This window comes from Paraburkholderia nemoris (assembly GCF_905221015.1).
Taxonomy (GTDB): Bacteria; Pseudomonadota; Gammaproteobacteria; order Burkholderiales; family Burkholderiaceae; genus Paraburkholderia; species Paraburkholderia nemoris.
The window spans coordinates 150,821-174,566 of sequence record NZ_CAJNBO010000002.1 but is presented as its reverse complement, the minus strand read 5'-3'; the positions used below and the strand labels follow the sequence as shown (position 1 = coordinate 174,566).

20 protein-coding genes are annotated in these 23,746 nt (G+C 59.8%); 6 read left to right on the top strand and 14 right to left on the bottom strand.

Annotated features, from left to right (window positions below):
• Window positions 1-345: 345 nt before the first annotated feature.
• From gltA to KHO33_RS03435, 7 genes are all read right to left on the bottom strand, one after another.
• Window positions 346-1,647 carry a citrate synthase gene (gene gltA / locus KHO33_RS03465; protein WP_028196113.1) on the bottom strand — a complete coding sequence of 434 codons (1,302 nt, stop codon included), beginning with the start codon at window positions 1,645-1,647 and terminating at the stop codon, window positions 346-348.
• A 92-nt stretch (window positions 1,648-1,739) separates the two neighbouring features.
• The gene (locus KHO33_RS03460) at window positions 1,740-2,012 is read right to left on the bottom strand and encodes an FAD assembly factor SdhE (RefSeq protein WP_097397112.1); all 273 of its coding nucleotides are present in this window, start codon (window positions 2,010-2,012) and stop codon (window positions 1,740-1,742) included.
• Window position 2,013: 1 nt separating this feature from the next.
• Entirely contained in the window at window positions 2,014-2,718 is a 705-nt protein-coding gene (locus KHO33_RS03455; RefSeq protein WP_054034792.1) for a succinate dehydrogenase iron-sulfur subunit, read from the bottom strand.
• 24 nt (window positions 2,719-2,742) lie between these two features.
• Window positions 2,743-4,518 (bottom strand): succinate dehydrogenase flavoprotein subunit, encoded by a 1,776-nt coding sequence (gene sdhA / locus KHO33_RS03450; RefSeq protein ID WP_093634934.1) that lies wholly within the window; start codon window positions 4,516-4,518, stop codon window positions 2,743-2,745.
• Window positions 4,519-4,522: 4 nt separating this feature from the next.
• On the bottom strand, window positions 4,523-4,891 hold the full coding sequence (gene sdhD, locus KHO33_RS03445) for a succinate dehydrogenase, hydrophobic membrane anchor protein (protein ID WP_054034791.1): 369 nt from the start codon (window positions 4,889-4,891) through the stop codon (window positions 4,523-4,525).
• A gap of 4 nt (window positions 4,892-4,895) precedes the next feature.
• Entirely contained in the window at window positions 4,896-5,312 is a 417-nt protein-coding gene (sdhC, locus tag KHO33_RS03440) for a succinate dehydrogenase, cytochrome b556 subunit (protein WP_054034790.1), read from the bottom strand.
• 157 nt (window positions 5,313-5,469) lie between these two features.
• Complete coding sequence (locus KHO33_RS03435; protein ID WP_054034789.1) at window positions 5,470-6,270, bottom strand: GntR family transcriptional regulator; 801 nt, start codon at window positions 6,268-6,270, stop codon at window positions 5,470-5,472.
• Between the two features lie 505 nt (window positions 6,271-6,775).
• Between KHO33_RS03435 and KHO33_RS03430 the strand changes: the two genes are divergently transcribed.
• The 6 genes from KHO33_RS03430 to acnA all read left to right on the top strand — a co-directional run bounded on the left by KHO33_RS03430 (window position 6,776) and on the right by acnA (window position 15,190).
• Window positions 6,776-7,759 carry a malate dehydrogenase gene (locus tag KHO33_RS03430; RefSeq protein WP_074289036.1) on the top strand — a complete coding sequence of 328 codons (984 nt, stop codon included), beginning with the start codon at window positions 6,776-6,778 and terminating at the stop codon, window positions 7,757-7,759.
• A 228-nt stretch (window positions 7,760-7,987) separates the two neighbouring features.
• Entirely contained in the window at window positions 7,988-9,001 is a 1,014-nt protein-coding gene (locus KHO33_RS03425) for an HpcH/HpaI aldolase/citrate lyase family protein (RefSeq protein WP_200561313.1), read from the top strand.
• A 163-nt stretch (window positions 9,002-9,164) separates the two neighbouring features.
• Window positions 9,165-10,352: a bifunctional 2-methylcitrate synthase/citrate synthase gene (gene prpC, locus KHO33_RS03420; protein WP_200561311.1), complete on the top strand. Its 1,188-nt coding sequence runs from the start codon at window positions 9,165-9,167 to the stop codon at window positions 10,350-10,352.
• 105 nt (window positions 10,353-10,457) lie between these two features.
• The gene (locus KHO33_RS03415; protein WP_054034785.1) at window positions 10,458-10,955 is read left to right on the top strand and encodes a hypothetical protein; all 498 of its coding nucleotides are present in this window, start codon (window positions 10,458-10,460) and stop codon (window positions 10,953-10,955) included.
• A gap of 25 nt (window positions 10,956-10,980) precedes the next feature.
• Entirely contained in the window at window positions 10,981-12,432 is a 1,452-nt protein-coding gene (locus tag KHO33_RS03410; protein WP_200561309.1) for a bifunctional 2-methylcitrate dehydratase/aconitate hydratase, read from the top strand.
• Window positions 12,433-12,472: 40 nt separating this feature from the next.
• Window positions 12,473-15,190: an aconitate hydratase AcnA gene (gene acnA, locus KHO33_RS03405; protein ID WP_054034783.1), complete on the top strand. Its 2,718-nt coding sequence runs from the start codon at window positions 12,473-12,475 to the stop codon at window positions 15,188-15,190.
• Window positions 15,191-15,299: 109 nt separating this feature from the next.
• On the opposite strand, the gene KHO33_RS03400 is transcribed toward acnA, so the two are convergent.
• From KHO33_RS03400 to KHO33_RS03370, 7 genes are all read right to left on the bottom strand, one after another.
• Window positions 15,300-16,469, bottom strand: a complete 1,170-nt coding sequence (locus KHO33_RS03400) for a hypothetical protein (RefSeq protein WP_200561307.1) — start codon at window positions 16,467-16,469, stop codon at window positions 15,300-15,302.
• Window positions 16,466-17,536, bottom strand: a complete 1,071-nt coding sequence (locus tag KHO33_RS03395; protein WP_236074653.1) for an Hpt domain-containing protein — start codon at window positions 17,534-17,536, stop codon at window positions 16,466-16,468. The genes KHO33_RS03400 and KHO33_RS03395 overlap by 4 nt, the downstream gene beginning before the upstream one ends.
• A gap of 645 nt (window positions 17,537-18,181) precedes the next feature.
• Entirely contained in the window at window positions 18,182-18,817 is a 636-nt protein-coding gene (locus tag KHO33_RS03390) for a response regulator transcription factor (RefSeq protein ID WP_054034780.1), read from the bottom strand.
• Between the two features lie 306 nt (window positions 18,818-19,123).
• Window positions 19,124-20,185: an OmpA family protein gene (locus KHO33_RS03385; RefSeq protein ID WP_200561305.1), complete on the bottom strand. Its 1,062-nt coding sequence runs from the start codon at window positions 20,183-20,185 to the stop codon at window positions 19,124-19,126.
• A 150-nt stretch (window positions 20,186-20,335) separates the two neighbouring features.
• On the bottom strand, window positions 20,336-21,175 hold the full coding sequence (locus KHO33_RS03380; RefSeq protein ID WP_200561303.1) for an ABC transporter permease: 840 nt from the start codon (window positions 21,173-21,175) through the stop codon (window positions 20,336-20,338).
• A gap of 24 nt (window positions 21,176-21,199) precedes the next feature.
• A complete protein-coding gene (locus KHO33_RS03375) occupies window positions 21,200-22,468 on the bottom strand; it encodes an ABC transporter permease (protein ID WP_200561653.1) in 1,269 nt (422 codons plus the stop codon).
• A gap of 169 nt (window positions 22,469-22,637) precedes the next feature.
• Complete coding sequence (locus tag KHO33_RS03370) at window positions 22,638-23,687, bottom strand: ABC transporter substrate-binding protein (RefSeq protein WP_054034777.1); 1,050 nt, start codon at window positions 23,685-23,687, stop codon at window positions 22,638-22,640.
• Between the last annotated feature and the right edge of the window lie 59 nt (window positions 23,688-23,746).

Below are 23,746 nucleotides of genomic sequence, written 5' to 3'. Positions count from 1 at the left end.
CCCCGCTTAGGGCCCATGAATCACGCAAAAAACCGATAAAAAACAGGTAGTTGGGTGGTAGTGAAGATACCTGTATGGGTGTTACCCGGCAAGGGATTGCATGGCGTGCGCGATGCAACGCCAGCCATGCTTCGGTGTCACCGCGACCTGGCGCTTCATGCGCCAGGAGGCGCAGCCACGCGCGTTCAGCCTCAGCGATTGAAATCGAACCCCATTTGCCACATGCAGTTGCATGCATCCAAAACAAAACGCCCCAACGGTCAACCCGTTGGGGCGTTTTCATTCAACCGGCCGCACGCATTTCATGGCCCTTTGGGCGATAAAACGCGCCGCAAAGACTACCGCTTAGCGTTGCGCAATCGGCTTCGCTTCACGTTGCGTGTCGCCGATGAACAGCTGACGCGGACGGCCAATCTTCTGTTCCGGATCAGCGATCATTTCGTTCCACTGTGCAATCCAGCCGACCGTACGTGCCATCGCGAAGATACACGTGAACATCGACGTCGGGATGCCCAGCGCGCGCTGAACGATACCCGAGTAGAAGTCGACGTTCGGGTACAGCTTGCGCGACACGAAGTATTCGTCTTCCAGAGCGATCTTTTCCAGCGCCATAGCCAGCTTGAACAGCGGGTCGTCGTGCAGACCCAGCTCTTCCAGCACTTCGTGGCAGGTTTCGCGCATCAGCTTCGCACGCGGATCGTAGTTCTTGTAGACACGGTGACCGAAGCCCATCAGCTTCACGCCCGAGTTCTTGTCCTTCACCTGCTTGATGAACTCAGGAATGTTGTCGACCGAGCCGATTTCTTCCAGCATGTTCAGTGCGGCTTCGTTCGCACCACCGTGCGCCGGGCCCCACAGACAAGCGATACCCGCTGCGATACACGCGAACGGGTTAGCGCCCGACGAACCCGCCAGACGAACCGTCGAGGTCGACGCATTCTGTTCGTGGTCTGCGTGCAGGATCAGGATACGGTCCAGCGCGCGCACCAGCACGTCGTTGACCTTGTACTCTTCGCACGGGTTCGAGAACATCATGTGCATGAAGTTCGCGCTGTACGACAGGTCGTTCTTCGGGTACGCAAACGGCTGACCGATGCTGTACTTGTACGCCATCGCGACGAGCGTAGGCAGCTTCGCGATCATGCGAATGGCCGACACTTCACGGTGACGCGGATTGTTGATGTCGAGCGAGTCGTGATAGAACGCCGACAGCGCGCCGACTGCAGCGACCAGAATCGCCATCGGGTGCGCGTCGCGACGGAAGCCACGGAAGAAGAAGTGCATTTGCTCATGCACCATCGTGTGCTTCGTGACGGTGTTCACGAACTCGTCTTTCTGCTGCGCGTTCGGCAGTTCGCCCTTCAGCAACAGATAGCAGGTTTCGAGGAAGTCAGCGTTTTGCGCGAGGTTGTCGATCGGGTAGCCGCGATACAGCAGCTCGCCCTTGTCACCGTCGATGTACGTGATCGCCGAATTGCACGCCGCCGTCGACATAAAGCCCGGGTCGTACGTGAACTTGCCGGTCTGGCCGTACAGTTTGCGGATGTCGATCACGTCCGGGCCGAGAGTGCCCTTGTAAATCGGCATTTCAACGCTCGGCGAATTGTCGCTGAACGATAGCGTGGCTTTAACATCTGACGGGGTCATAGCACATCCTCAATCGAAGTATGGAAACAGGGTTTCGATAATTTGCACGCCTGGGAACAACGGACAAGCGGCGCTCAAGACGTTAGCGGTGCTCAAGCATTCCGCAACAGCTCCAGCACCCGGATCACATCCGGGTCGGCAAGTTCGCCTTCCGGTTCCTTGCGAACGAGCAGCAAGTCCATCAGGTCGTTATCGCTCAGCTCGAGCAGGCGCGTGAGAGCGCCCACGTCGGCATCGCTGAGGTCATGCTCATATCGGCTGAAAAAACGTTCAAAGATCAGATCGTTTTCCAGCAGGCCCCGCCGCGCACGCCAGCGAAGGCGCGCGCGGCGGAGAGGGTCGGACTGATGCGATGTTTCGTTCATCCTAGACAGCGCGGCGAACCATCAATTCCTTGATCTTGCCAATCGCCTTGGTCGGGTTCAGGCCCTTCGGGCAGACGTCGACGCAATTCATGATCGTATGGCAACGGAACAGACGGTACGGATCTTCCAGGTTGTCGAGGCGTTCACCCGTCGCTTCGTCGCGGCTATCGGCGATGAAACGATAGGCTTGCAACAGGCCAGCCGGGCCGACGAACTTGTCTGGATTCCACCAGAAGCTCGGGCACGACGTGGAGCAGCTAGCGCACAGAATACATTCGTACAGGCCGTCGAGCTCGTCGCGTTCTTCCGGCGACTGCAGACGTTCCTTTTCCGGCGGCGGCGTATCGTTGATCAGGTACGGCTTGATCGAGTGATACTGGTTGAAGAACTGCGTGAAGTCGCAAATCAGGTCGCGCACGACGGGCAGGCCCGGCAGCGGACGCAGCACGATCTTCTGCGGCAGGTCATTCATGTTCTGCAAGCAGGCCAGACCATTCTTGCCGTTGATGTTCATCGCGTCCGAACCGCACACGCCTTCACGGCACGAACGGCGGAACGACAAGGTTTCGTCCATCGCTTTCAGCTTGAGCAGCGCGTCGAGCAGCATGCGTTCGTGCGAGTCGATTTCGATCTCGTACGTTTGCATGCGCGGTGCCGCGTCCTTGTCCGGATCGTAGCGGTAAATTTCAAATGTACGCTTGGCCATTTCTGAATTCCTTTGACTTGTGCCTTAGAAGGTACGCGCTTTCGGCGGCACCGATTCGACGGTCAGCGGTTGCATCTGAACCGGCTTGTAGTCGAGGCGATCGCCTTCGCTGAACCAAAGCGTATGGCGCAGCCAGTTTTCGTCGTCGCGATGTTCGAAATCGTCTTGCGCGTGCGCGCCACGGCTTTCCTTGCGGGCTTCGGCGGAAACCATCGTGGCGCGGGCCACTTCGATCAGATTCTCCACTTCCAGCGCTTCGATACGCGCCGTGTTGAACACCTTCGACTTGTCTTTCAGGTAGATGTTGTCGACACGGTCAGCCACTTCGCGAATCCGCTCGACACCTTCGGCCAGCAGCTTCGACGTGCGGAACACGCCGGCGTGCGCCTGCATCGTGGAACGGATATCGGCCGCGACGGTTTGCGAGTATTCGCCGGACGTGGACTTGTCCAGCTTGTTCAGACGCGCCAGCGAGAAATCGCCCGCGTCGGCCGGCAGCGGCTTGTGTTCCTTGATGTCCTTCACGTGCTTGACGATGTGGTTACCGGCCGCGCGGCCGAATACCACCAGGTCGAGCAGCGAGTTCGTGCCAAGACGGTTTGCACCGTGCACCGACACGCACGAGCATTCGCCCACTGCGTAGAAACCGTTGACGACTTCCTTGTGATCGCGCGACGTGCCAACGACCTGGCCGTTGATGTTCGTCGGGATACCACCCATCTGATAGTGGATGGTCGGCACAACCGGAATCGGCTCTTTAATACAGTCGACATTCGCGAACTTCATGGCGATTTCGCGGATCGACGGCAGACGCTTCATGATCGTCTCAGCGCCGATGTGCGACAGGTCGAGCAGCACGTGATCCTTGTTCGGACCCACGCCGCGGCCTTCCTTGATTTCCTGATCCATCGAACGCGAAACGAAGTCGCGCGGCGCCAGATCCTTCAGCGTCGGTGCGTAGCGTTCCATGAAACGCTCGCCGTTCGAGTTACGCAGAATGCCGCCTTCGCCACGCACGCCTTCGGTAATCAGCACGCCCGCGCCGGCCACGCCGGTGGGGTGGAATTGCCAGAATTCCATGTCTTGCAGTGCGATACCCGAACGCGCAGCCATGCCCAGGCCGTCACCGGTGTTGATGAACGCGTTCGTGGATGCTGCGAAGATCCGGCCCGCGCCGCCCGTAGCGAACAGCGTGGTCTTGCCTTCGAGGATATAAACGTCGCCGGTTTCCATTTCCAGCGCGGTCACGCCAAGCACGTCGCCGTCGGCGTCGCGGATCAGATCCAGCGCCATCCATTCGACGAAGAACTGCGTCTTGGCTGCCACGTTTTGCTGGTACAGCGTGTGCAGCAGCGCGTGACCCGTACGGTCAGCGGCCGCGCAAGCGCGTTGCACCGGTTTTTCGCCGTAGTTGGCGGTGTGGCCGCCGAACGGGCGTTGGTAAATCGTGCCGTCAGCGTTACGGTCGAACGGCATGCCGAAGTGTTCGAGCTCGTACACGGCGTTCGGTGCTTCACGGCACATGAACTCGATCGCGTCCTGGTCGCCGAGCCAGTCGGAACCCTTGATCGTGTCGTAGAAGTGGTAGTGCCAATTGTCTTCGCTCATGTTGCCGAGCGAGGCGCCGATGCCGCCCTGGGCAGCGACCGTGTGCGAACGCGTCGGGAACACCTTGGACAGCACGCAAACCGACAGACCGGCGCGCGCGAGTTGCAGCGAAGCGCGCATCCCCGAGCCGCCTGCGCCGACGATAACCACGTCAAACTTGCGACGCGGCAGAGAATTCTTGATTGCAGCCATTCTTTTACACTCTCCAGAGAATCTGCGCAGCGTAGCCCGCACATGCGAGCAGCCAGACGATCGTCAGCGCTTGAAGAAACAGGCGCGTGCCAACGGGCTTCACATAGTCCATCCAGATGTCGCGGATACCAACCCACGCGTGATAGAACAGCGACAGCAGCGTGACGAACGTGGCGAGCTTCATCCATTGCGTTGCAAAGATCGAGGCCCAGCCGTCATACGAGAAATCGCGCGCGCCGAAGAACCACGCGAGCAGGATCACCGTGTAGACGGCCATGATGCAGGCGGTAATGCGCTGGGCGAGCCAGTCGCGCAGGCCGTAATGTGCGCCGACGACGAGACGCTTCGGACCGATTCGGTTATTAGCTGCCATTTTTTTAGAATGCTCCGAAGAGTTTGAGCGCGAAAGCAATCGTCAGAAGCGACGAAACGACCAGCACCACGATGGAGGTTTGCTTGCCCTTCTCTTTGGTCGTGAGGCCGTGGCTCGTGTCCATGAACAGGTGACGGACACCGGCGCAGAAGTGGAACAGGAAGGCCCACGCGAGAACGAGCGTGATGAGCTTGACGATGATGTTGGAGAGGAAGCCCTTGAAGACTTCGAAACTAAGTTCGGAAGTCAGGCTCTGATCGAAGAGGTACAGCAGGAACGGAAGAAAAACAAAAAGCAGCCCACCGCTTAAGCGGTGCAAGATCGACACGCGCCCCGCTAGCGGGAGACGGTATGCCGTCAAAATCTGCCCGATACCGATGTTCCGGAATTCCGGCCTCGGTTTTTTTACGGCTTCAGCCATGCTAGACCCCTACTATGTAGTCACACTAATCCGCAATTTTAGCGCCTTTTTATATCGCGCTGCAGCGAAAACCACTACAGGTCCGTTACAGCACGCGCGATAAAGGCGCCTTCAAACAGGCGCGCGCGTGGGACGCGACGCCTTTTTTCGTCCCGATTCAGCTCAGATCGTTCTGATAGTAATACCCGGTTGTGACATACCAACCACGGCGCACCTCAACCGGCCGGTCTCCATATGTATAGGAGACGCGTTCGACCGAAAGCAGCGGGAAACCCGCCGGCACATGCAGCAGATCGGCGACCGCCGGATCAGCTGCGACCGCGCGGATCTTTTCCGTTGCGCGGATCATGCGTGTGCCGAATTCCGTCTCGAACATGGCGTAGAGGGGACCTTTATACTCCGACAGCCGCTCGAGCGTGAGCCCGCGAAACACCGCGCCGGGCAACCAGATTTCGTCGAGCACGGTGACTTCACCGTCGAACTGCAGCAAGCGCTTGATCAACACCACCGGATCGGCGGGTTTCAGATCGAGTTGCCGGGCGATGTCCGCCGAAGCGCGCAAACGCCGGCATTCAAGCAGGCGGCTGACGTGCGGATGTTCCGCGCCGTCATCGGCCAGTAATCTGAGGAAGCGAAACTGGGCGCGGTCTTCATTGTGCGTTGCAACAAAAGTACCCTTGCCCTGGCGGCGCACCAGCAGGTTGTCGGCAGCAAGCTCGTCGATCGCTTTGCGCACTGTTCCCTGACTGACCTTGAATCTGGCCGCCAATTCGACTTCACTAGGAATGATCTCGCCAGGTTTCCATTCGCCGGTTTCGAGGCTCTGTGTAATCAAGCCCTTGATCTGCTGATACAAGGGGCTGAAAGTGGGCGACGTAGCGGGCGTGGCAGCGGATACACCCTCGCCCGTGGCCCCATGGCCGTTCGGATTCGCGGTGTTCGCCTGGTTCGAAGTCATCCGCGCATTTCATCATAAAGGGCCGGGCCGCGTCTAGGGTTTTCCCCGCAACAGATATGTCTTATATAAGACATAAGATAATGTTGACTTTGCGTCTGACCACTCCTACACTCCTTGTCGAGCAAGGGTTTGCGGGTTTTTCGGCGGCTGTTTTGCACTGTGCAATACAGCGCCGCAGCGCACCGGCAGCCACTCTGCGCCATGCTGTTCCCACGCAGTCCAGGTTTCGATTCGCCGCCATTCGTTGGTCAGACGCTTGCCGAAACGCGCTGTTTGCAGGAGCCCGCATCGTGCAGCGGCTACCCGGCGCCAGGATGCCCCGCTCCCCGCCCAGCAGCACAGGTTTCCGGCATGGCGGTCTTGCCGCAGCGCGCCGCACAGCCTCGGCACATTCCGAGGCCGTACGCGAACAGTGAATTCCGCCGTGTTTCACAACGCTTCGCTGAACGCACATATAGAATGGCGTTTTCCCTAGCGTCTAACGCATCGTCCTGGAGATTTCTCAATGGCTAAGCCCGCAAAGCGCGTTGCCGTCACCGGCGCCGCAGGTCAAATCGCTTACTCCCTACTGTTCCGCATCGCCAATGGCGATCTGCTCGGTAAGGACCAGCCGGTTATCCTGCAACTGCTCGACCTGCCGCAAGCGCAAGGCGCCGTCAAAGGCGTCGTGATGGAACTGGATGATTGCGCATTCCCGCTGCTGTCGGGTGTCGTGATCACTGACGACCCGAAGGTTGCATTCAAGGATGCAGACGTTGCCCTGCTGGTCGGCGCACGTCCGCGTTCGAAAGGCATGGAGCGTAAAGACCTGCTGTCGGCAAACGCCGAAATCTTCACGGTTCAGGGCAAGGCGCTGAACGAAGTCGCGAGCCGCGACGTGAAGGTGCTGGTGGTCGGCAACCCGGCCAACACGAATGCTTACATCGCGATGAAGTCGGCACCGGATCTGCCGAAGAAAAACTTCACCGCCATGCTGCGTCTCGACCACAACCGCGCGCTGTCGCAACTGGCTGCCAAGTCGGGCAAGCCGGTCGCTTCGATCGAAAAGCTGGCTGTGTGGGGCAACCACTCGCCGACCATGTACCCGGACTTCCGCGTCGCAACGGCAGAAGGTCAAGACCTGACCAAGCTGATCAACGACGAAGAATGGAACCGCAACACGTTCATCCCGACCGTCGGCAAACGCGGCGCAGCAATCATCGAAGCGCGCGGCCTCTCATCGGCAGCGTCGGCAGCTAACGCTGCAATCGACCACGTGCGTGACTGGGTGCTCGGCACGAACGGCAAGTGGGTCACGATGGGTATCCCGTCGGACGGTTCGTATGGCATTCCGGAAGACATCATCTACGGTGTGCCGGTTACGTGCGAAAACGGCGAGTACAAGCGCGTTGAAGGTCTGGCAATCGACGCGTTCTCGCGCGAAAAGATGGACGGCACGCTGAACGAGCTGCTCGAAGAGCGCGAAGGCGTTCAACATCTGCTCGGCTAAGCGCTAGATGCAGACGAACCGGAACTCCGTGGCTTTATCGCAGCGGGTTCCGGTTTTTTACGTGCGAATGCAGGTACGTCCCACGAAATTGCGGTTCATTTCGCAATTTGTCGTGCCAGTATTCGCCTCTGATTCGAACGCGCTTTGCGTCATGGCCGGCTGATCGCCGAGCAGAGCGCGTCCGAATCCGATTTACCCACCCGACCACCCAGAATCCTGACGCCGAAGATGCGCGCCCTCACACCCGCCGAAGTGCTGTTTGACGGCGAAGTGCCGCCCGCTGTGCTGCCTGCCTGCGATCACTACGCCGGCAGCGAGAAGCTGATGCTGAAATCACTGGCATTGCAGCAGCAACTCGGCCCGGTGTTCGACATCACGCTGGATTGCGAAGACGGTGCACAGGTCGGCCGCGAAGCCGAACACGCGGAGCTGGTCGCGTCGCTGCTGGGCAGCGAGCATGACCGCTTCGGCCGTGTCGGCGTGAGGATCCACGACTTCGATCACGCGCACTGGCGTGACGACGTCCGTCTCATTCTGCGCGCTGCAAAGCGAGCGCCTGCTTACATCACCCTGCCGAAAATCCGCAACGTGCCCGATGCCGCCGAAATGGTCGCGTTCATCGAGGCTACGCGGCGTGAACTCGGCATCGCGCAGCCGGTGCCGGTGCAATTGCTGGTCGAAACGCACGGCGCGTTGACACGTGTATTCGATCTGGCCGCGCTCCCAGGCGTCGAGGCGCTGAGCTTCGGCCTGATGGACTTCGTTTCCGCGCACAACGGCGCGATTCCCGATACCGCCATGCGCTCGCCCGGTCAGTTCGACCACCCGCTGGTGCGGCGCGCGAAGCTCGAGATTTCGGCGGCCTGCCACGCGTACGGCAAGGTGCCATCGCATAACGTCAGCACCGAAGTGCGCGACATGAGCGTGGTTGCAAACGACGCCGCCCGCGCCCGCAACGAGTTCGGCTACACGCGCATGTGGAGCATCCATCCGGCGCAGATCGAAGCGATCGTCGCTGCGTTTGCTCCGCGCGACGAAGAAATCGTCACTGCTACCGAAATTCTGCTGGCTGCGCAGTCGGCGCAATGGGGGCCGACGCGCTATCACGACACGCTGCACGACCGGGCAAGCTATCGCTATTACTGGTCGGTGCTGCGTCGCGCGCAATCCACGGGTCGCGCCGTCCCGCAAGACGCCACGCCGCTCTTCACGAAAGTGGGCGCTAACGGGCAAGCCGCATGATGAGCACGATGGCCATTGCAGCAGCCGGCGCGGCAGCGCTGGGAGGCGCCCTCGCGTGGCGCCGTACAAGCGAATCGAAGCAGTGTCTCGCGCAGCAGGAAACAGACGTCGAATCCGTGGTTCAACCGGAAACAATGAGCAGGCACAAAGGAGATTGCGGGAGATGAGCGAGACGACGCAAACCGCCGGTGCACAAGGCGAGAACGAATCTAAAAGCGCCTTCAAACCGAAGAAATCCGTCGCGCTGTCCGGTGTGACGGCTGGCAACACCGCGCTGTGCACGGTCGGCAAGACCGGCAACGACCTGCATTACCGCGGCTACGACATTCTCGACATCGCCGGTGCATGCGAATTCGAAGAGATCGCTTATCTGCTGGTCCACGAAAAGCTGCCGACGCAAGCCGAACTGACCGCCTACAAGACCAAGCTCAAGGCGTTGCGCGGTTTGCCCGCGAACGTGAAAGCCGCGCTGGAGTGGATTCCGGCCGCCGCGCACCCGATGGATGTGATGCGCACCGGCGTGTCGGTGCTCGGCACCGTGTTGCCGGAGAAAGACGACCACAACCTGCCGGGCGCACGCGACATCGCTGACAAGCTGATGGCCTCGCTCGGTTCGATGCTGCTGTACTGGTACCACTACTCGCACAACGGCAAGCGCATCGAAGTTGAAACCGATGATGATTCGATTGGCGGCCACTTCCTGCACCTGCTGCACGGTGTGGAGCCGTCGAAGGCATGGGTCGACGCGATGCATGTATCGCTGAACCTGTATGCCGAGCATGAATTCAACGCGTCGACGTTTACCGGCCGCGTGATTGCGGGCACGGGCTCGGACATCTACTCGGCGATTACCGGTGCAATCGGGGCGCTGCGCGGCCCAAAGCACGGTGGCGCCAACGAAGTCGCGTTCGAGATCCAGTCGCGCTATCAGACGCCGGATGAGGCTGAAGCCGACATCCGCCGTCGCGTCGAAAACAAGGAAGTGGTGATCGGTTTCGGTCACCCGGTGTACACGATTTCCGATCCGCGCAACAAGGTCATCAAGGAAGTCGCGAAGAAGCTGTCGAAGGAAGCGGGCAACCTGAAACTGTTCAACATCGCCGAGCGACTTGAAACAGTGATGGCAGATGTGAAAAAGATGTTTCCAAATCTCGACTGGTTCAGCGCGGTTTCGTATCACATGATGGGCGTGCCGACGGCGATGTTCACGCCGCTGTTCGTGATCGCCCGTACGGCAGGCTGGAGCGCGCACATCATCGAGCAACGGATCGACAACAAGATCATCCGTCCGAGTGCGAATTACACCGGTCCAGAGAATTTGAAGTTCGTGGCGCTAAATAGGAGAAAATAGCGGTCGCTGTGCGCTTTCGAAGCGCGTGCAGTTCAACCCTCGCGGTTGCCAGGACCGGTAGCCCGCGTACTGTTCAACTGAAACTAGATAGAAAGGTTCTCCTCCATGAATAAGCTGTTGATCGCCGCCGTAATCGGCGCTTTGTCCACGACGATGCTGACCGTTGCGACGGACGCCGCTGCACAAACCACCACCACGCCGGCTGCCAAGGCTGTGCCGAAGAAGCCGCAACCGAAGCGCCTGATCAAGCGCAAGGCCAATCCGGCCAAGGAAGCGAAGGTTGATCCGGTACCGGAAGGTTCGGAAAAGTGGTCGTGCAACGAAGGCCTGGCATTCGACCTGAAGGGCGACATGAAGCGCGACCAGATCGTCACGGTTCACTGGGCGAACAAAAACTACAATCTCCCGCGCGAAGCGACCACCACGGGCGCAGACCGCTTCCACGACGCAGCAACGGGTATGGACCTGGTCGTGATCCCGACGAAGGCGATGTTGTTCTCGGATAAGGACAGCTCGCGTCTGGCCGACGAGTGCAAGACGGCAGCCATGGTGCAAGGCGCACCGGCCCCGACGCAATCGAACGCGATCAACAAGACCAACTAATCCGTTACATCAGGAAAGCTCCCCGATGTCCGCTCCGATTTCCAACGTGCGACCCGACCCGGACCCAGTCCTGGTCGATATCGTCGATTACGTACTGGAATTCCCGATCGACAGCACGCTCGCGCTGGATACCGCGCGTAACTGCCTGATCGATACGCTCGGCTGCGGACTCGAGGCGCTCACCTACCCGGCCTGCACCAAGCTGATGGGACCGATCGTGCCGGGCACGATCGTCCCCAACGGCGCGAAGGTGCCGGGCACGTCGTTCCAGCTGGACCCGGTTCAGGCCGCCTTCAACATCGGCGCAATGATCCGCTGGCTGGACTTCAACGACACTTGGCTGGCCGCCGAATGGGGCCATCCGTCGGATAACCTCGGCGGGATTCTGGCGACGGCCGACTGGCTCTCGCGCAGTGCCATCGCAGCAGGCAAACAGCCGCTGACGATGAAAGACGTGTTGATCGGCATGATCAAGGCGCACGAAATTCAAGGCTGTATCGCGCTCGAAAACTCGTTCAACAAGGTCGGGCTCGATCATGTATTGCTGGTGAAGCTGGCTTCCACCGCTGTGGTCGGCCAACTGATCGGCTTGACGCGCGACGAGTTGATCAACGCGGTATCGCAGGCGTTTGTCGATGGACATGCGCTGCGCACCTACCGTCACGCGCCGAACACGGGTTCGCGCAAATCGTGGGCCGCGGGCGATGCGACGTCGCGCGCCGTACGTCTCGCGCTGATCGCGAAGACCGGCGAGATGGGCTATCCGTCGGTGCTGACCGCGAAGACCTGGGGCTTCTACGACGTGCTGTTCAAAGGCAACGCGTTCAAGTTCCAGCGCCCGTACGGCTCGTACGTGATGGAAAACGTGTTGTTCAAGATCTCTTTCCCGGCTGAATTCCACGCGCAGACGGCGGTGGAAGCAGCGATGACACTGCATGCGCAACTCAATGCAGCAGGCAAGCGAGTGGAAGACATCAAGAAGATCACGATCCGCACACACGAAGCCGCGATCCGTATCATCGACAAGAAGGGCCCCCTGAACAATCCGGCCGACCGCGATCATTGCATTCAATACATGATCGCCGTGCCGTTGATCCATGGCCGCCTGACGGCCGCGGATTATGAAGATTCGATCGCGCAGGACGCGCGTATCGATGTGCTGCGCGCCAGGATGGAATGTGTCGAAGACGCGCAGTTCACGAAGGATTACCACGATCCGGAGAAGCGTTCGATCGCCAATGCACTGACGGTCGAATTCAACGATGGATCGACGTTCGACGAAGTTGTAGTCGAATACCCGATCGGTCATAAGCGTCGTCGCGAAGACGGGATTCCGTTGCTGGTCGAGAAGTTCAAGACCAATCTCGCGCGCCGCTTTCCGGTCAAGCAACAACTGGCGATTCTCGACGTGTCGCTCGATCAGGCAAGGCTCGAAGCCATGCCGGTCAATGAATACGTCGATTTGTACGTCATCTAGTTAAGTACAGTAGTTCCGCGATCAAACCAAGGAAAACACCATGGCCCACAACCTCCACAAAACGCTCAAGGAATTCGACAGCGGTTCCGGCAAAGGCAAGTTCTACTCCCTGCCGCAACTCGGCAAGGCACTGAACATCAAGATCGACCGCCTGCCGGTTTCGATCCGTATCGTGCTGGAATCGGTGCTGCGTAACTACGACGGCAAGAAGATCGCCGAAGAACACATCGAGCAGCTCGCGAACTGGAAGCCGACCGCTGCGCGCGTCGACGAAATCCCGTTCGTGGTGTCGCGCGTCGTGCTGCAGGACTTTACCGGCGTTCCGCTGCTCGCTGACATCGCTGCAATGCGCGGTGTCGCGAAACACATGGGCAAGGATCCGAAGTCGATCGAACCGCTGGTCCCGGTTGATCTGGTGGTCGACCACTCGGTGCAGATCGATCACTTCCGCGAAAAGAACGCGCTCGATCTGAACATGAAACTGGAATTCCAGCGCAACAACGAGCGCTACCAGTTCATGAAGTGGGGCATGCAGGCATTCGACACGTTCAAGGTCGTGCCGCCGGGCGTCGGTATCGTTCACCAGGTGAACCTGGAATACCTCGCACGCGGCGTGCACAAGAAGGCCGAGGGCGCGGACACCGTGTACTACCCGGATTCGCTGGTCGGCACCGACAGCCACACCACCATGATCAACGGTATCGGCGTGGTGGGCTGGGGCGTGGGCGGTATCGAAGCTGAAGCCGGCATGCTCGGCCAGCCGGTGTACTTCCTGACGCCGGACGTGGTTGGCGTCGAACTGAAGGGCAAGCTGCGCGAAGGCCTGACGGCGACCGACCTGGTCCTGACCGTCACCGAACTGCTGCGTAAGGAAAAGGTTGTCGGCAAGTTCGTCGAGTTCTTCGGCGAAGGCACGAAGTCGCTGTCGCTGCCGGACCGTGCGACGATCGGCAACATGGCGCCGGAATACGGCGCAACCATGGGCTTCTTCCCGGTCGACGAAAAAACCATCGACTACTTCAAGGGCACGGGCCGCACCGACGCAGAAATCTCCGCCTTCGAAAACTACTTCAAGGCGCAGGGTCTGTTCGGTATTCCGAAGGCTGGCCAGATCGACTACACCAAGGTCGTCACGCTGGATCTCGGCACGGTGACGCCGTCGCTGGCAGGTCCGAAGCGCCCGCAAGACCGTATCGAAATCGGTCACGTGAAGTCGACCTTCAGCGACCTGTTCTCGAAGCCTGTCGCAGAAAACGGCTTTGCGAAGAAGTCGGAAGATCTGGACGCGCAATACACGACGAGCAACGGCGTCGACGTGAAGAACGGCGACATCCTGATCGCCGCGATCACGTCGTGCACGAACACGTCGAACCCGAGCGTGCTGCTGGCTGCTGGTCTGCTGGCCAAGAAGGCTGTGGAAGCCGGCCTGACGGTCGCTCCGCACATCAAGACGTCGCTGGCGCCGGGATCGCGCATCGTCACGGAATACCTGACGAAGACCGACTTGATGAAGTACCTCGACAAGCTCGGTTTCACGCTGGCCGCTTACGGTTGCACGACCTGTATCGGCAACGCAGGCGACCTGACGCCGGAACTGAACGAAGCGATCACGAAGAACGACATCGTCGCGGCAGCGGTTCTGTCGGGCAACCGTAACTTCGAAGCGCGTATCCATCCGAACATCCGCGCGAACTTCCTGGCCTCGCCGCCGCTGGTTGTGGCTTACGCGATCGCCGGCAACATCACGCGCGACCTGATGACCGAACCGGTCGGCAAGGGCAAGGGCGGCAAGGACATCTACCTGGGCGACATTTGGCCGACCAGCGAAGAAGTCAATGAACTGCTCAAGTTCGCGCTGGACGCAGATGCGTTCCGCAAGAACTACGCGTCGCTGACCAAGAAGGGCGACCTGTGGAGCAAGATCGAAGGCGAAGAAGGTCAAGTCTACGACTGGCCGAAGTCGACCTACATCGCTGAGCCGCCGTTCTTCGGCAAGGACTTCTCGATGACGCCGGCCGACAGCATCGCTCCGGTCAAGGGCGCACGCGCACTGGGCATCTTCGGTGACTCGGTCACGACCGACCACATCAGCCCGGCAGGCTCGATCAAGGAAGACTCGCCGGCAGGCAAGTGGCTGAAGGCAAACGGCGTGCAGAAGGCCGACTTCAACAGCTACGGCTCGCGCCGCGGCAACCACGACGTGATGATGCGCGGCACGTTCGCGAACGTCCGGATCAAGAACCTGATGATCCCGGCGAAGGCAGACGGTACGCGTGTTGAAGGCGGCCTGACGATTCACCAGCCGAGCGGCGAACAAGAGTCGATCTATGACGCAGCGATGAAGTACATCGACGCGGGCACGCCGACGGTTGTGTTTGCGGGTGAAGAGTACGGCACGGGCTCGTCGCGTGACTGGGCTGCGAAGGGTACGCAACTGTTGGGCGTGAAGGCTGTGGTTGCTCGCAGCTTCGAGCGGATTCACCGTTCGAATTTGGTGGGCATGGGCGTTCTGCCGCTGCAGTTCAAGGGGTCGGATAGCGTTCAGTCGCTGGGTATTACCGGCGAAGAGACGTACGACATCGAAGGCCTGGGCGCTGACTTCAAGCCGCAACAGGAAGTGACGCTGGTAATTCGCGGGAAGGACGGCAAGGAGAAGCGCGTGCAGGTTCTGCTGCGTATCGATACGCCGATCGAAGTGGACTACTACAAGCACGGCGGGATTCTGCCGTTCGTGTTGCGTTCGCTGCTGGCTGCTTGAGGTTAAGGTATTAGGTAACGCATGCAGTAACTGCAAGCTGTTTTGCAGGTGCTGCGTCCTTGTGGAAGGACGCAGCCGATTTGAGAGCCCGGCTTTGGCCGGGCTTTTTTTATTTGTCGCTGCGGTCGGTGTGGAAGGCGGCGGGATCGTCGGTGATGCGGCGCTGGGTCATGTGGGCGTTCCAGTCGACGCCGCCCGAGACCGGTACGGTGGCGCGCGTGGTGACATGCGCGCGTGACTGCTTGGCCCAGTTGAGCAACGCTGCCTGGTCGACTGTGTCGTTTTCGGCCGACAGACGCGTGGTCCATTCTGGCTGTTTCGACACGGCAGGCCCCGCAGCTGGTCGAACGGCACGGCTCAGCGCGAGCCGCTCGTTGGCATGCCCTTCGGTCATACGTGCGACCGCGACTTTGCGTTCCGTCTTTGCTAGGCGGGTCATCGTGGCTTCGCGAGTGGATGCTCGCGCGGTTGGCTGCTGCACAGTGTGCTGCGACAACTGCGCGCGCTTGCTTCGAGGTGTCGTCGCCGGAGCAGTGTCGTCGCGCATCGCGGCGCTGGCCGGCGCCCCCGTTGACCCAGCATAGCTTGCGATGGAAGGTGCTGGCACGACATCTGCCGCCGCATAGCGCGTTGCTGAGCTTGCGGACGGCAGCGCTGCAACGGGACTTGGCGCCACTGCCTTTGACACCGCGCTGGCTACCGAAGGCACACTCCCCGAAATCGTCTGCGTCTCTTCAACTGCCAACTGAGCCAGCTTAATCGGTTCTTGCGAATCGACAACGGGCGGACCGCTGACCGCCGGCAAAACCGGCGGTCTCGAGGCCAGTTCGCTCGCCTTGTTGGCGTCTCGCATCGCGCATGTCGCCAACAACCAGGCCAACGCAATGCCGCAACCCACGAAGATCGCCCCACCGAGTATGTGATCCGAACGGGACGAGCGCGGACGCGCCCTGCCTGCCTCAAGGTAGCGCTTTGCTTCAGCCATCGCCACGTCAAAACGGTGGGAATCCACCCGTTGCTGCGGCACTTTATAGAACAAAAGCTTCGCGCCCGGAGGAAACGGACCGGGTCGTGCCTGTTGCGGCCGGCGTTGCACTGCGTCCTGCATCGCCTGTTGTGCTTCGGTTTGAGCGATGGGTTGGGGGGCGCGTTGCGTTGCGTCTTGTGCCGCGGCTCGCGCGGTACGTCGTCGCGAGCCGAAAGGCGGCGGCAAACCATCGAACGGGCGCGGCTTCGGAATCGCCAGAGCGCCTTCGATCAAGGCCAGAGGTCGGTTCATCGTATGGTGCTCCGGTGTGGGTCGATTGCTGCGTCGAGTTGCGTGACCAAGGTCCTGCCGCGCTCGACGAGCAAGTCGATTGCTCCGGTCTCGTGCTCCGGTGCCGTACTAGCGCGCCGTAGCGCTTCCGTCAGACTGCCTGCACCGACGAGGCCCACGGCCCCACTCAATCTGTGCAGCAAGGTGCGTAGCTCATCGACGTCATGCTGGCGATGCAAGCCGCTCAGGCGCTCCAGATCGTCCGTCATCGAGCGACGCCAGGCACTCAGAAATGTGTGGAGATTGATGCCCTCCTCCGACAACGCGTCGAGATAGCGACGTTCGAAGGGTTCAGATGAGGTGCTCGTGGCAACGTCCCGCGACTGGGCAGCAATGGCAAACAGGGGTGCCTGAGAGTTGCTCGTCAATTCCGCGGAAGGCCCCCATTGCTCGACGCTGAACGGCGCACTGAAGCTCACACGAGTGGAAGACTTTGAGTCGCTCGCGACTAAAAGTTCGCCTTGCATACGCTGCGCGAGTATTTGGCAAAGCGACAAGCAAGCATCGAGGTTGGCGCGCCATTCTCCGGCGAACGCTAGATCACCGCTCGGCTCGAAAAGTGGCTGTTGTGCAACGTGAACAGCATCGCTTCCGGTGTCCATCAATTTGATAGAAATACGCTGCGAGCCCGCATTCAACAGGTCCGCCTGCACAACGACGGCAATCTCTCCCAGCGTATTGAGTTGGATCGTACGGTTTAGCAGGTGGAAGAAAATCTGACCGAGCCGCGCGCTATCGGCGAGTATCAGCGTCGCCACCGTTTGGTCAACGCTGACGCTCGGATGCAAGCCTCGCTGCGCGGCGGCCGGGGCCAACAGCGCGATGACACCGTCGATGACTTCTCGCGGATTCGTCACGCTTTCGTCTAGAACAATGGCGCGGGACTCCAGCGGCGAAATATCCAGCAGATCGTGAAGTGTTTGGGCCCACGTGCGCATCGCGGATCGGATCACTAACGCTTGCGCGCGTTGAGCGGAAGGCGCGGCTGCGGTTCCGAGCGATTCAAGCAGACCCGTTACGGCGGTCAAAGGAGCTTCTGCATAGAGGCGCATCGCGCCGAGCAGCCAGAGCCGCTCCTGCTTTGCGGCGGCACTTGCCTGGACGGACGCCTCGACACGTGTGACCTGCTCCCGCGCTTCGGCCGCATCGCACCGGCGCGCCCATTCATCTTCAGCGCGATGCCATTTCTCAGCAGCGCGCCTCAGCGCCGCGCGAGACCAGCACGCACCGGCAAACGCAACGACCGCGGGGGCCGCGAGCGCCAATAGCCACGTTTGCCGATCGATCTCGGTATCATGTACGCCCGTCGCAGGTTGGCCTGCGACATAGCGACTATCGCTCGAAGCAAGCGCAAAAGGCGCGCTGGCGGCAGCCTCGCTGCGCGAATGAGTGCTGTGAGCCGGTTGCCCGAGTTGTGCCACTGCATCTCGCGCGGCCAACACGACAGCCGGACGCGAATTGCTGGCGTGTAGTACCCGTGGTGCGTCGCCGGCTAGCAGTGTCGCGTTGGCCCGTAGCGAGAACATACACAGCAGCGCGAACGCGCAAAGGCCGCCCAACACTGTCGCGAAGCGAACCGAAGTAAGTCCCGCATTCTGCGAGATACGCGACGCACGACTACGCGTGTCCGCTGAAGAACCAAGCCGGCCCATTTTATTCATAGCCCGCAAAACTCAGTCGATCAGTCTGTGCAATGTCGCGAACTCGATTAACGCGGCCAACGACGACAGCCCAAGCTTTTCCTGAATGCGGCTCTTGTACGTGCTCACGGTCTTGTCGCTCATAAACAGCGTGTCTCCAATCGTCTTGTTCGACATACCCTTCGAAAGCATCTGCAGAATCACGAGTTCCTTGTCCGATAACAGGGTGAGTCTGTCTTCCTCTTTCGCGTCACCGGTATTGGACGAAAACCCGCGGCCGCCGGAGACTACGGGGAACACGGTATACCCGGCCAACACCGCCTCTACGCCTCGCATGATCTCCTTCATTTCCTGCGACTTGGCAACGAAACCCTGCACGCCGCAGCGCATTGCCCGTGGCGCAAATATAACGGGATCCTGACCTGACAACACCAGCATGCGCATTGACGGATGTGCAAGCTTGAGCCGAGGGATTACATCAAGTCCACTGATACGCGGAATATCGAGATCAAGTATCGCAAGTACCGGTGTGTGCTGACGGGCCAATTCGACGGCCGTTTGCCCGTTATCGGCTTCGATCACCTCCTCGACGCCAAGCAGTTGCATAAGCTGCATCTTGATGATCAGCCGAAATGCCGGGTGATCATCGATAACTAGAATAGTAGACATATGTTGCATTCCTTATTAAAACATTCCTTGCCACGTCAACTCTTACCGCGCGTAAGCTCGAGATCTACATCGATCGAAGCGAAACGCTATGCGCCCTGAGAACGAGAAGGCAGGTCGCCGGTGAGTATTCCTGCCTGACGTGTACACAGACGAAGTTCTGCCTCGCGACAAGAAACTGCAGGGAATGGAGATTACAGGGGCTCATAGCGGAGCCGGGATACAACAGAGCGAGTCGAAATATCGACCAACTGCTGCGAGACGTCGGCATCCATAGACACCGACGGTCATTCCTGATGTACGTGAACGCTACGATGCTGCGATCAAAAATTCGATTTCGACGCGCCGGTTTGGCTCAAGACACCGCACCAGTTCATCGCGCTTTGTTTGCTGGCAGGTGACTAACTGATTCGCACTGCCTTGGCCTTGCGCGGTCATAGGCAACGTCACGCCGTGGTTGCGCAGATACTGCCTGACTGTCTGCGCACGCCGTAACGATAGACTCTGGTTGTGGGTATCGCTGCCGAGTCGGTCGGCAAACCCGGTGATCTTTAGCTCGCGTACCGTTGGGGCCCGCTTCAGGCCCGTGACCACCCCGTCGAGTTGTCGCTTGCCAGCCGGCAGGATCGCAGCCTCGCTGCTGCCGTCGAAACGGAACAGGGAGTCGGCCCGCAGCGTAATCTTTTGAGGCACCTGTACTGCGGGTGCCGATGCAGGCATCGCTTTCGCCTGCGAGCATTGCAACGCCGTTTCCGCCGACTTCCGCAAATTATCCTGAACCTCGGGTAAGCGCTTTTCAGCAGCGGAGAATCTACGCGCCCACGCGTCATGGCCTGCTTGCAGCAGTTCGACTTCAGCACATGCAAGAGGTTGTTGTGCCTGGGGACACTGGGCGAAGGCAGGATCGCTTTTGATGGTATTGACGATTTTCCACAGATCAGGACGCACCGTGGACACCGTGCGTAAGACCGGGTTAGCAGCGGACAACGGCGTGCCGTTTTCGAGGCTCATTGTGATCACCGCGGCCTGGCCGATCGCTTCCTCAACGAAGCCCCAGTGATCGTTAGCCTGCTGCGTCTGCTGACCGGCATCGATCCAGCACTGTGCCTTCGCGTGGAAGTAACCGCTCTTGTCGCCGGGCAATTGATCGATTCGTTGTTGCAACGATGCCAGCGCGGTGCGACTGCTGACGATTGGCGCGTAGGCGCCGACCCATTGCGCGTTTGCCGCGCCTGCTGCCTCGTCCTGCGATGTGCCGACTCCCGTTTTCAGCACCGTGGCATCTTCAATTCCGAGACGTTCACGCGCGGCGTGATCCGCGCAGCCTGACAAGGCCAGTGCAAAAGCTAGCAGCGTTAGCTGAAATTTCATTGCTTTTCTGCGTCGAGCGCATCTTCTTTAAGAAGGCTCCGAGTATGAAGAGACGCAGCGCGGGACGGAATGGGAACATTCTTAGAATCATGTCGGAAAATCCACGCTTTTGCATTCGTGTGGCATAACCGCTGTCATCGGGCGTGGCATTCAAGCCGCCACCGCCCGCGCCGCATTCCTTCCCCGCAGCCATTCCAACGCAAGCAACAGACACGTCGAGAACACAATCAAAATCGTAGCCAACGCCGCGATAGTCGGGCTGATGTTCTCTCGAATACCGGTGAACATCTGACGCGGCAAGGTCGTCTGATCCGCCCCAGCCAGGAACAGCGTCACGACTACTTCATCGAACGACGTAGCAAACGCGAACAGCGCGCCCGAAATCACGCCCGGCGCGATCACCGGCAACGTGATACGAAAAAACGTCTTCACCGGATTCGCACCCAGCGACAAACTCGCGCGCACCAGGTTGTAATTGAAGCCTTGCAGCGTCGCCGCGACCGTCGTCACCACAAACGGCACGCCGAGCGACGCATGCGCGAGAATCAGCCCGATATACGTATTCGCCAATCCAAGCGGCGCAAAAAACAGATACATACCGACGCCGACCACCACCACCGGCACGATCATCGGCGAAATCAGAACCGCCATCAGCAATGCCTTGCCGCGAAAATTCGCTTTGGTCAGGCCGATCGCAGCCAACGTGCCGAGCACAGTCGCCACGACAGTCGCCGACGGCGCCACGATAAAGCTATTCTTCGCCGCCATGCGCCATTCATCGGACCCGACCAGGTTCGCATACCAGCGCAGCGACCACCCCGGAATCGGATACACCAGGAACGTGCTGGACGAAAATGACAACGGCACAATCGCCAGCACCGGCAGGATCAGATACAGCAGCGTCAGCACGGCAAGCGCGCGCAACGCAAAATACCACACGCGCTCGATCAAGGACGTATGCGGCGCAAACAAGGGCTTGGCAAGTTTCATCGCGAGTAAGCTCCGTTCAGCCAATCAGCCGAGGCTCAGGGACGAACGCGTGAAGCGTCCATAGATGACATACAGCACGAGCGTCGCGGCAAGCAGCAAACCGCCGAGCGCGCACGCCATACCCCAGTTGATCGTCACGTTGGTGAAGTACGCGACGTAGTAGCTGACCATCTGATCATTCGGTCCGCCGAGCAATGCCGGCGTGATGTAGTAGCCGATCGCCAGAATGAACACAAGCAACGCACCCGCACCGATACCTGGATAAGTTTGCGGCACATAAACACGCCAGAACGCGGCGAACGGATGACTGCCAAGCGAGATCGCGGCACGCTGATAAGTCGGCGGGATCGACTTCATCACGCTATACAGCGGCAGAATCATGAACGGCAACAGAATGTGCGTCATCGAGATGTACACGCCCGTGCGGTTGAACAGCAGCGACAACGGATCGTGCAGAATGCCGCTCGCAATCAGCGCCTTGTTCACCAGCCCTTCGCTTTGCAGGATCACGATCCATGCGGCCACGCGTACGAGGATCGAAGTCCAGAACGGAATCAGCACGAGGATCATCACCAGATTCGCGCGGCGATCGGAGAGCGTCGAAATCCAGTAAGCGAGCGGGTAACCGAGCAGCAGCGCAAAGAATGTCACGACCGCGCCGATCACGAAGGTGCGGCTGAATACGTGGAGATAAATCTGTTGCTCCGGATCCGTCTCGATGATGTGACCGAATCCGTCCTGCTTGTGGTCCAACGAAGCCAGCAGATAAAACGGCGAGTAAGCACCGGAATTCTTCGCGATCGCCTGCCAGTACGCGACGTCGTTCCAGCGTTCGTCGAGTTCGGCGAACTTTGCGTGCATCTGGGCCGGCGTGAGCGTCAACGGCTTGTTGTTGTCGTCGACGAACGGCATGGCGCGAGCCGACTTTGCGACCAGCGAGCGATAGCCTGGAATTTCCACGTTCAGCCGTCGCGCCAGCGCGCCCATGCCGTCGCTATCGGCAATCGCCGTCAGGTCGACGGCCAGCGCGGAGTACGCGGCGTCGGGCGGCAGCGCCTTGCGATCCCAACCGCTCAACGCATTGAGCGTATGCGGCAGGGCGTTCATCACTTCCGGATTCTGGGCGGCCCGCGTCAATAGCGCACCGATCGGCACGACAAAAATCAGCAGCAGAAAAATGGCGAGCGGTGCAATCAGCAACAGCGCCATTGCGCGCTTCTTTGCTTCTGCGGCCTTCAGTTCTCGCTTAAGTCGAACATTCGACTCAGGCGTCGAATCGGCGGCGATCGTCATCGTAGTCACACCTCGTCTCCTCGATCCGGAGTTAGCGCTTTGACACTTACCCCGATCCCATGCATCCGGCCGCTCGCGCACATCGCGAAGACATGCGTTTGCGTTTGTTTCATTGCATCGATGCGGCGCGGCTTCACCATAAAAGCCGCGCCTTCTCACACCCGGCTAGTTACTTCGAAGCCCACGACGAAAAACGTTGCTCCAGCTCATCGCCATGGTCGGTCCAGAACGAGAGGTTCTGCAGCACGGCGTTCTTGCCGTTAGCCGGCGAATTCGGCAGATTGGACAGCGTCTTCGGATCGAGCGCCTTGATGGCCGCCACGTTCACCGGACCGTACGCGATGTTGTGCGCGTAGTCCTGCTGCGGCTTCGACGAGATCGAATACGCGATGTACTTCTCAGCCAGCGCCTTGTTCGGCGTGCCCTTCGGAATCGCCCAGTAGTCGAGGTCGTAAATGCTGCCGTTCCACACCACCTTGAGGTTCTTGCCTTCCTTCTGCGCGGCATCGATACGGCCGTTGTACGCAGTGGACATCACCACGTCACCCGCGACCAGGAATTGCGGCGGCTGTGCGCCCGCTTCCCACCACTGGATGTTCGGCTTCAGTTCGTCGAGCTTCTTGAACGCGCGGTCCTGGCCTTCCTTGGTGGCGAGCACCTTGTAGACGTCCTTCGGCGGTACGCCGTCGGCCATCAGCGCGAATTCGAGGTTGTAACGCGCGCCCTTGCGCATCGCGCGCTTGCCCGGGAATTTCTTCACGTCCCAGAAGTCGGCCCAGCCGGCCGGCGCGGTTTTCAGCTTATCGGCGTTGTACGCGAGTGCCGTCGACCACACGAAGAAGCCAACGCCGCAGGTTTGCGGTGCTTCCGGAATCAGGTCCGACTTCTTGCCGATCTTCGACCAGTCGAGCTTCTCGTACAGGCCTTCGTCGCAACCACGGCCGATATCGCCCGACTCAACTTCCACCACGTCCCAATTCACGTGCTTCGCTTCGACCATTGCCTTCACTTTGGCCTGCTCACCGTTGTATTCAACGGCGGTCACTTTATTGCTGGTTTGCGTTTCGAACGGCTGGTTGAAAGCGACCTTTTGCGCGTCGCCATTCGCGCCACCGAAATTGACGACCGTCAGTTCAGCTGCATTGACTTGCGCGGCGCCCAACGCGAGCGCCACAGCACCGACAGCGATGGCGCAGCGCGATTTCCCGATCTTGCTCATGGTGTGTTGCTCTCCTTTGGTGGTGTGCTTCAAGCTACGTACAGTGCGACTTGTTATGT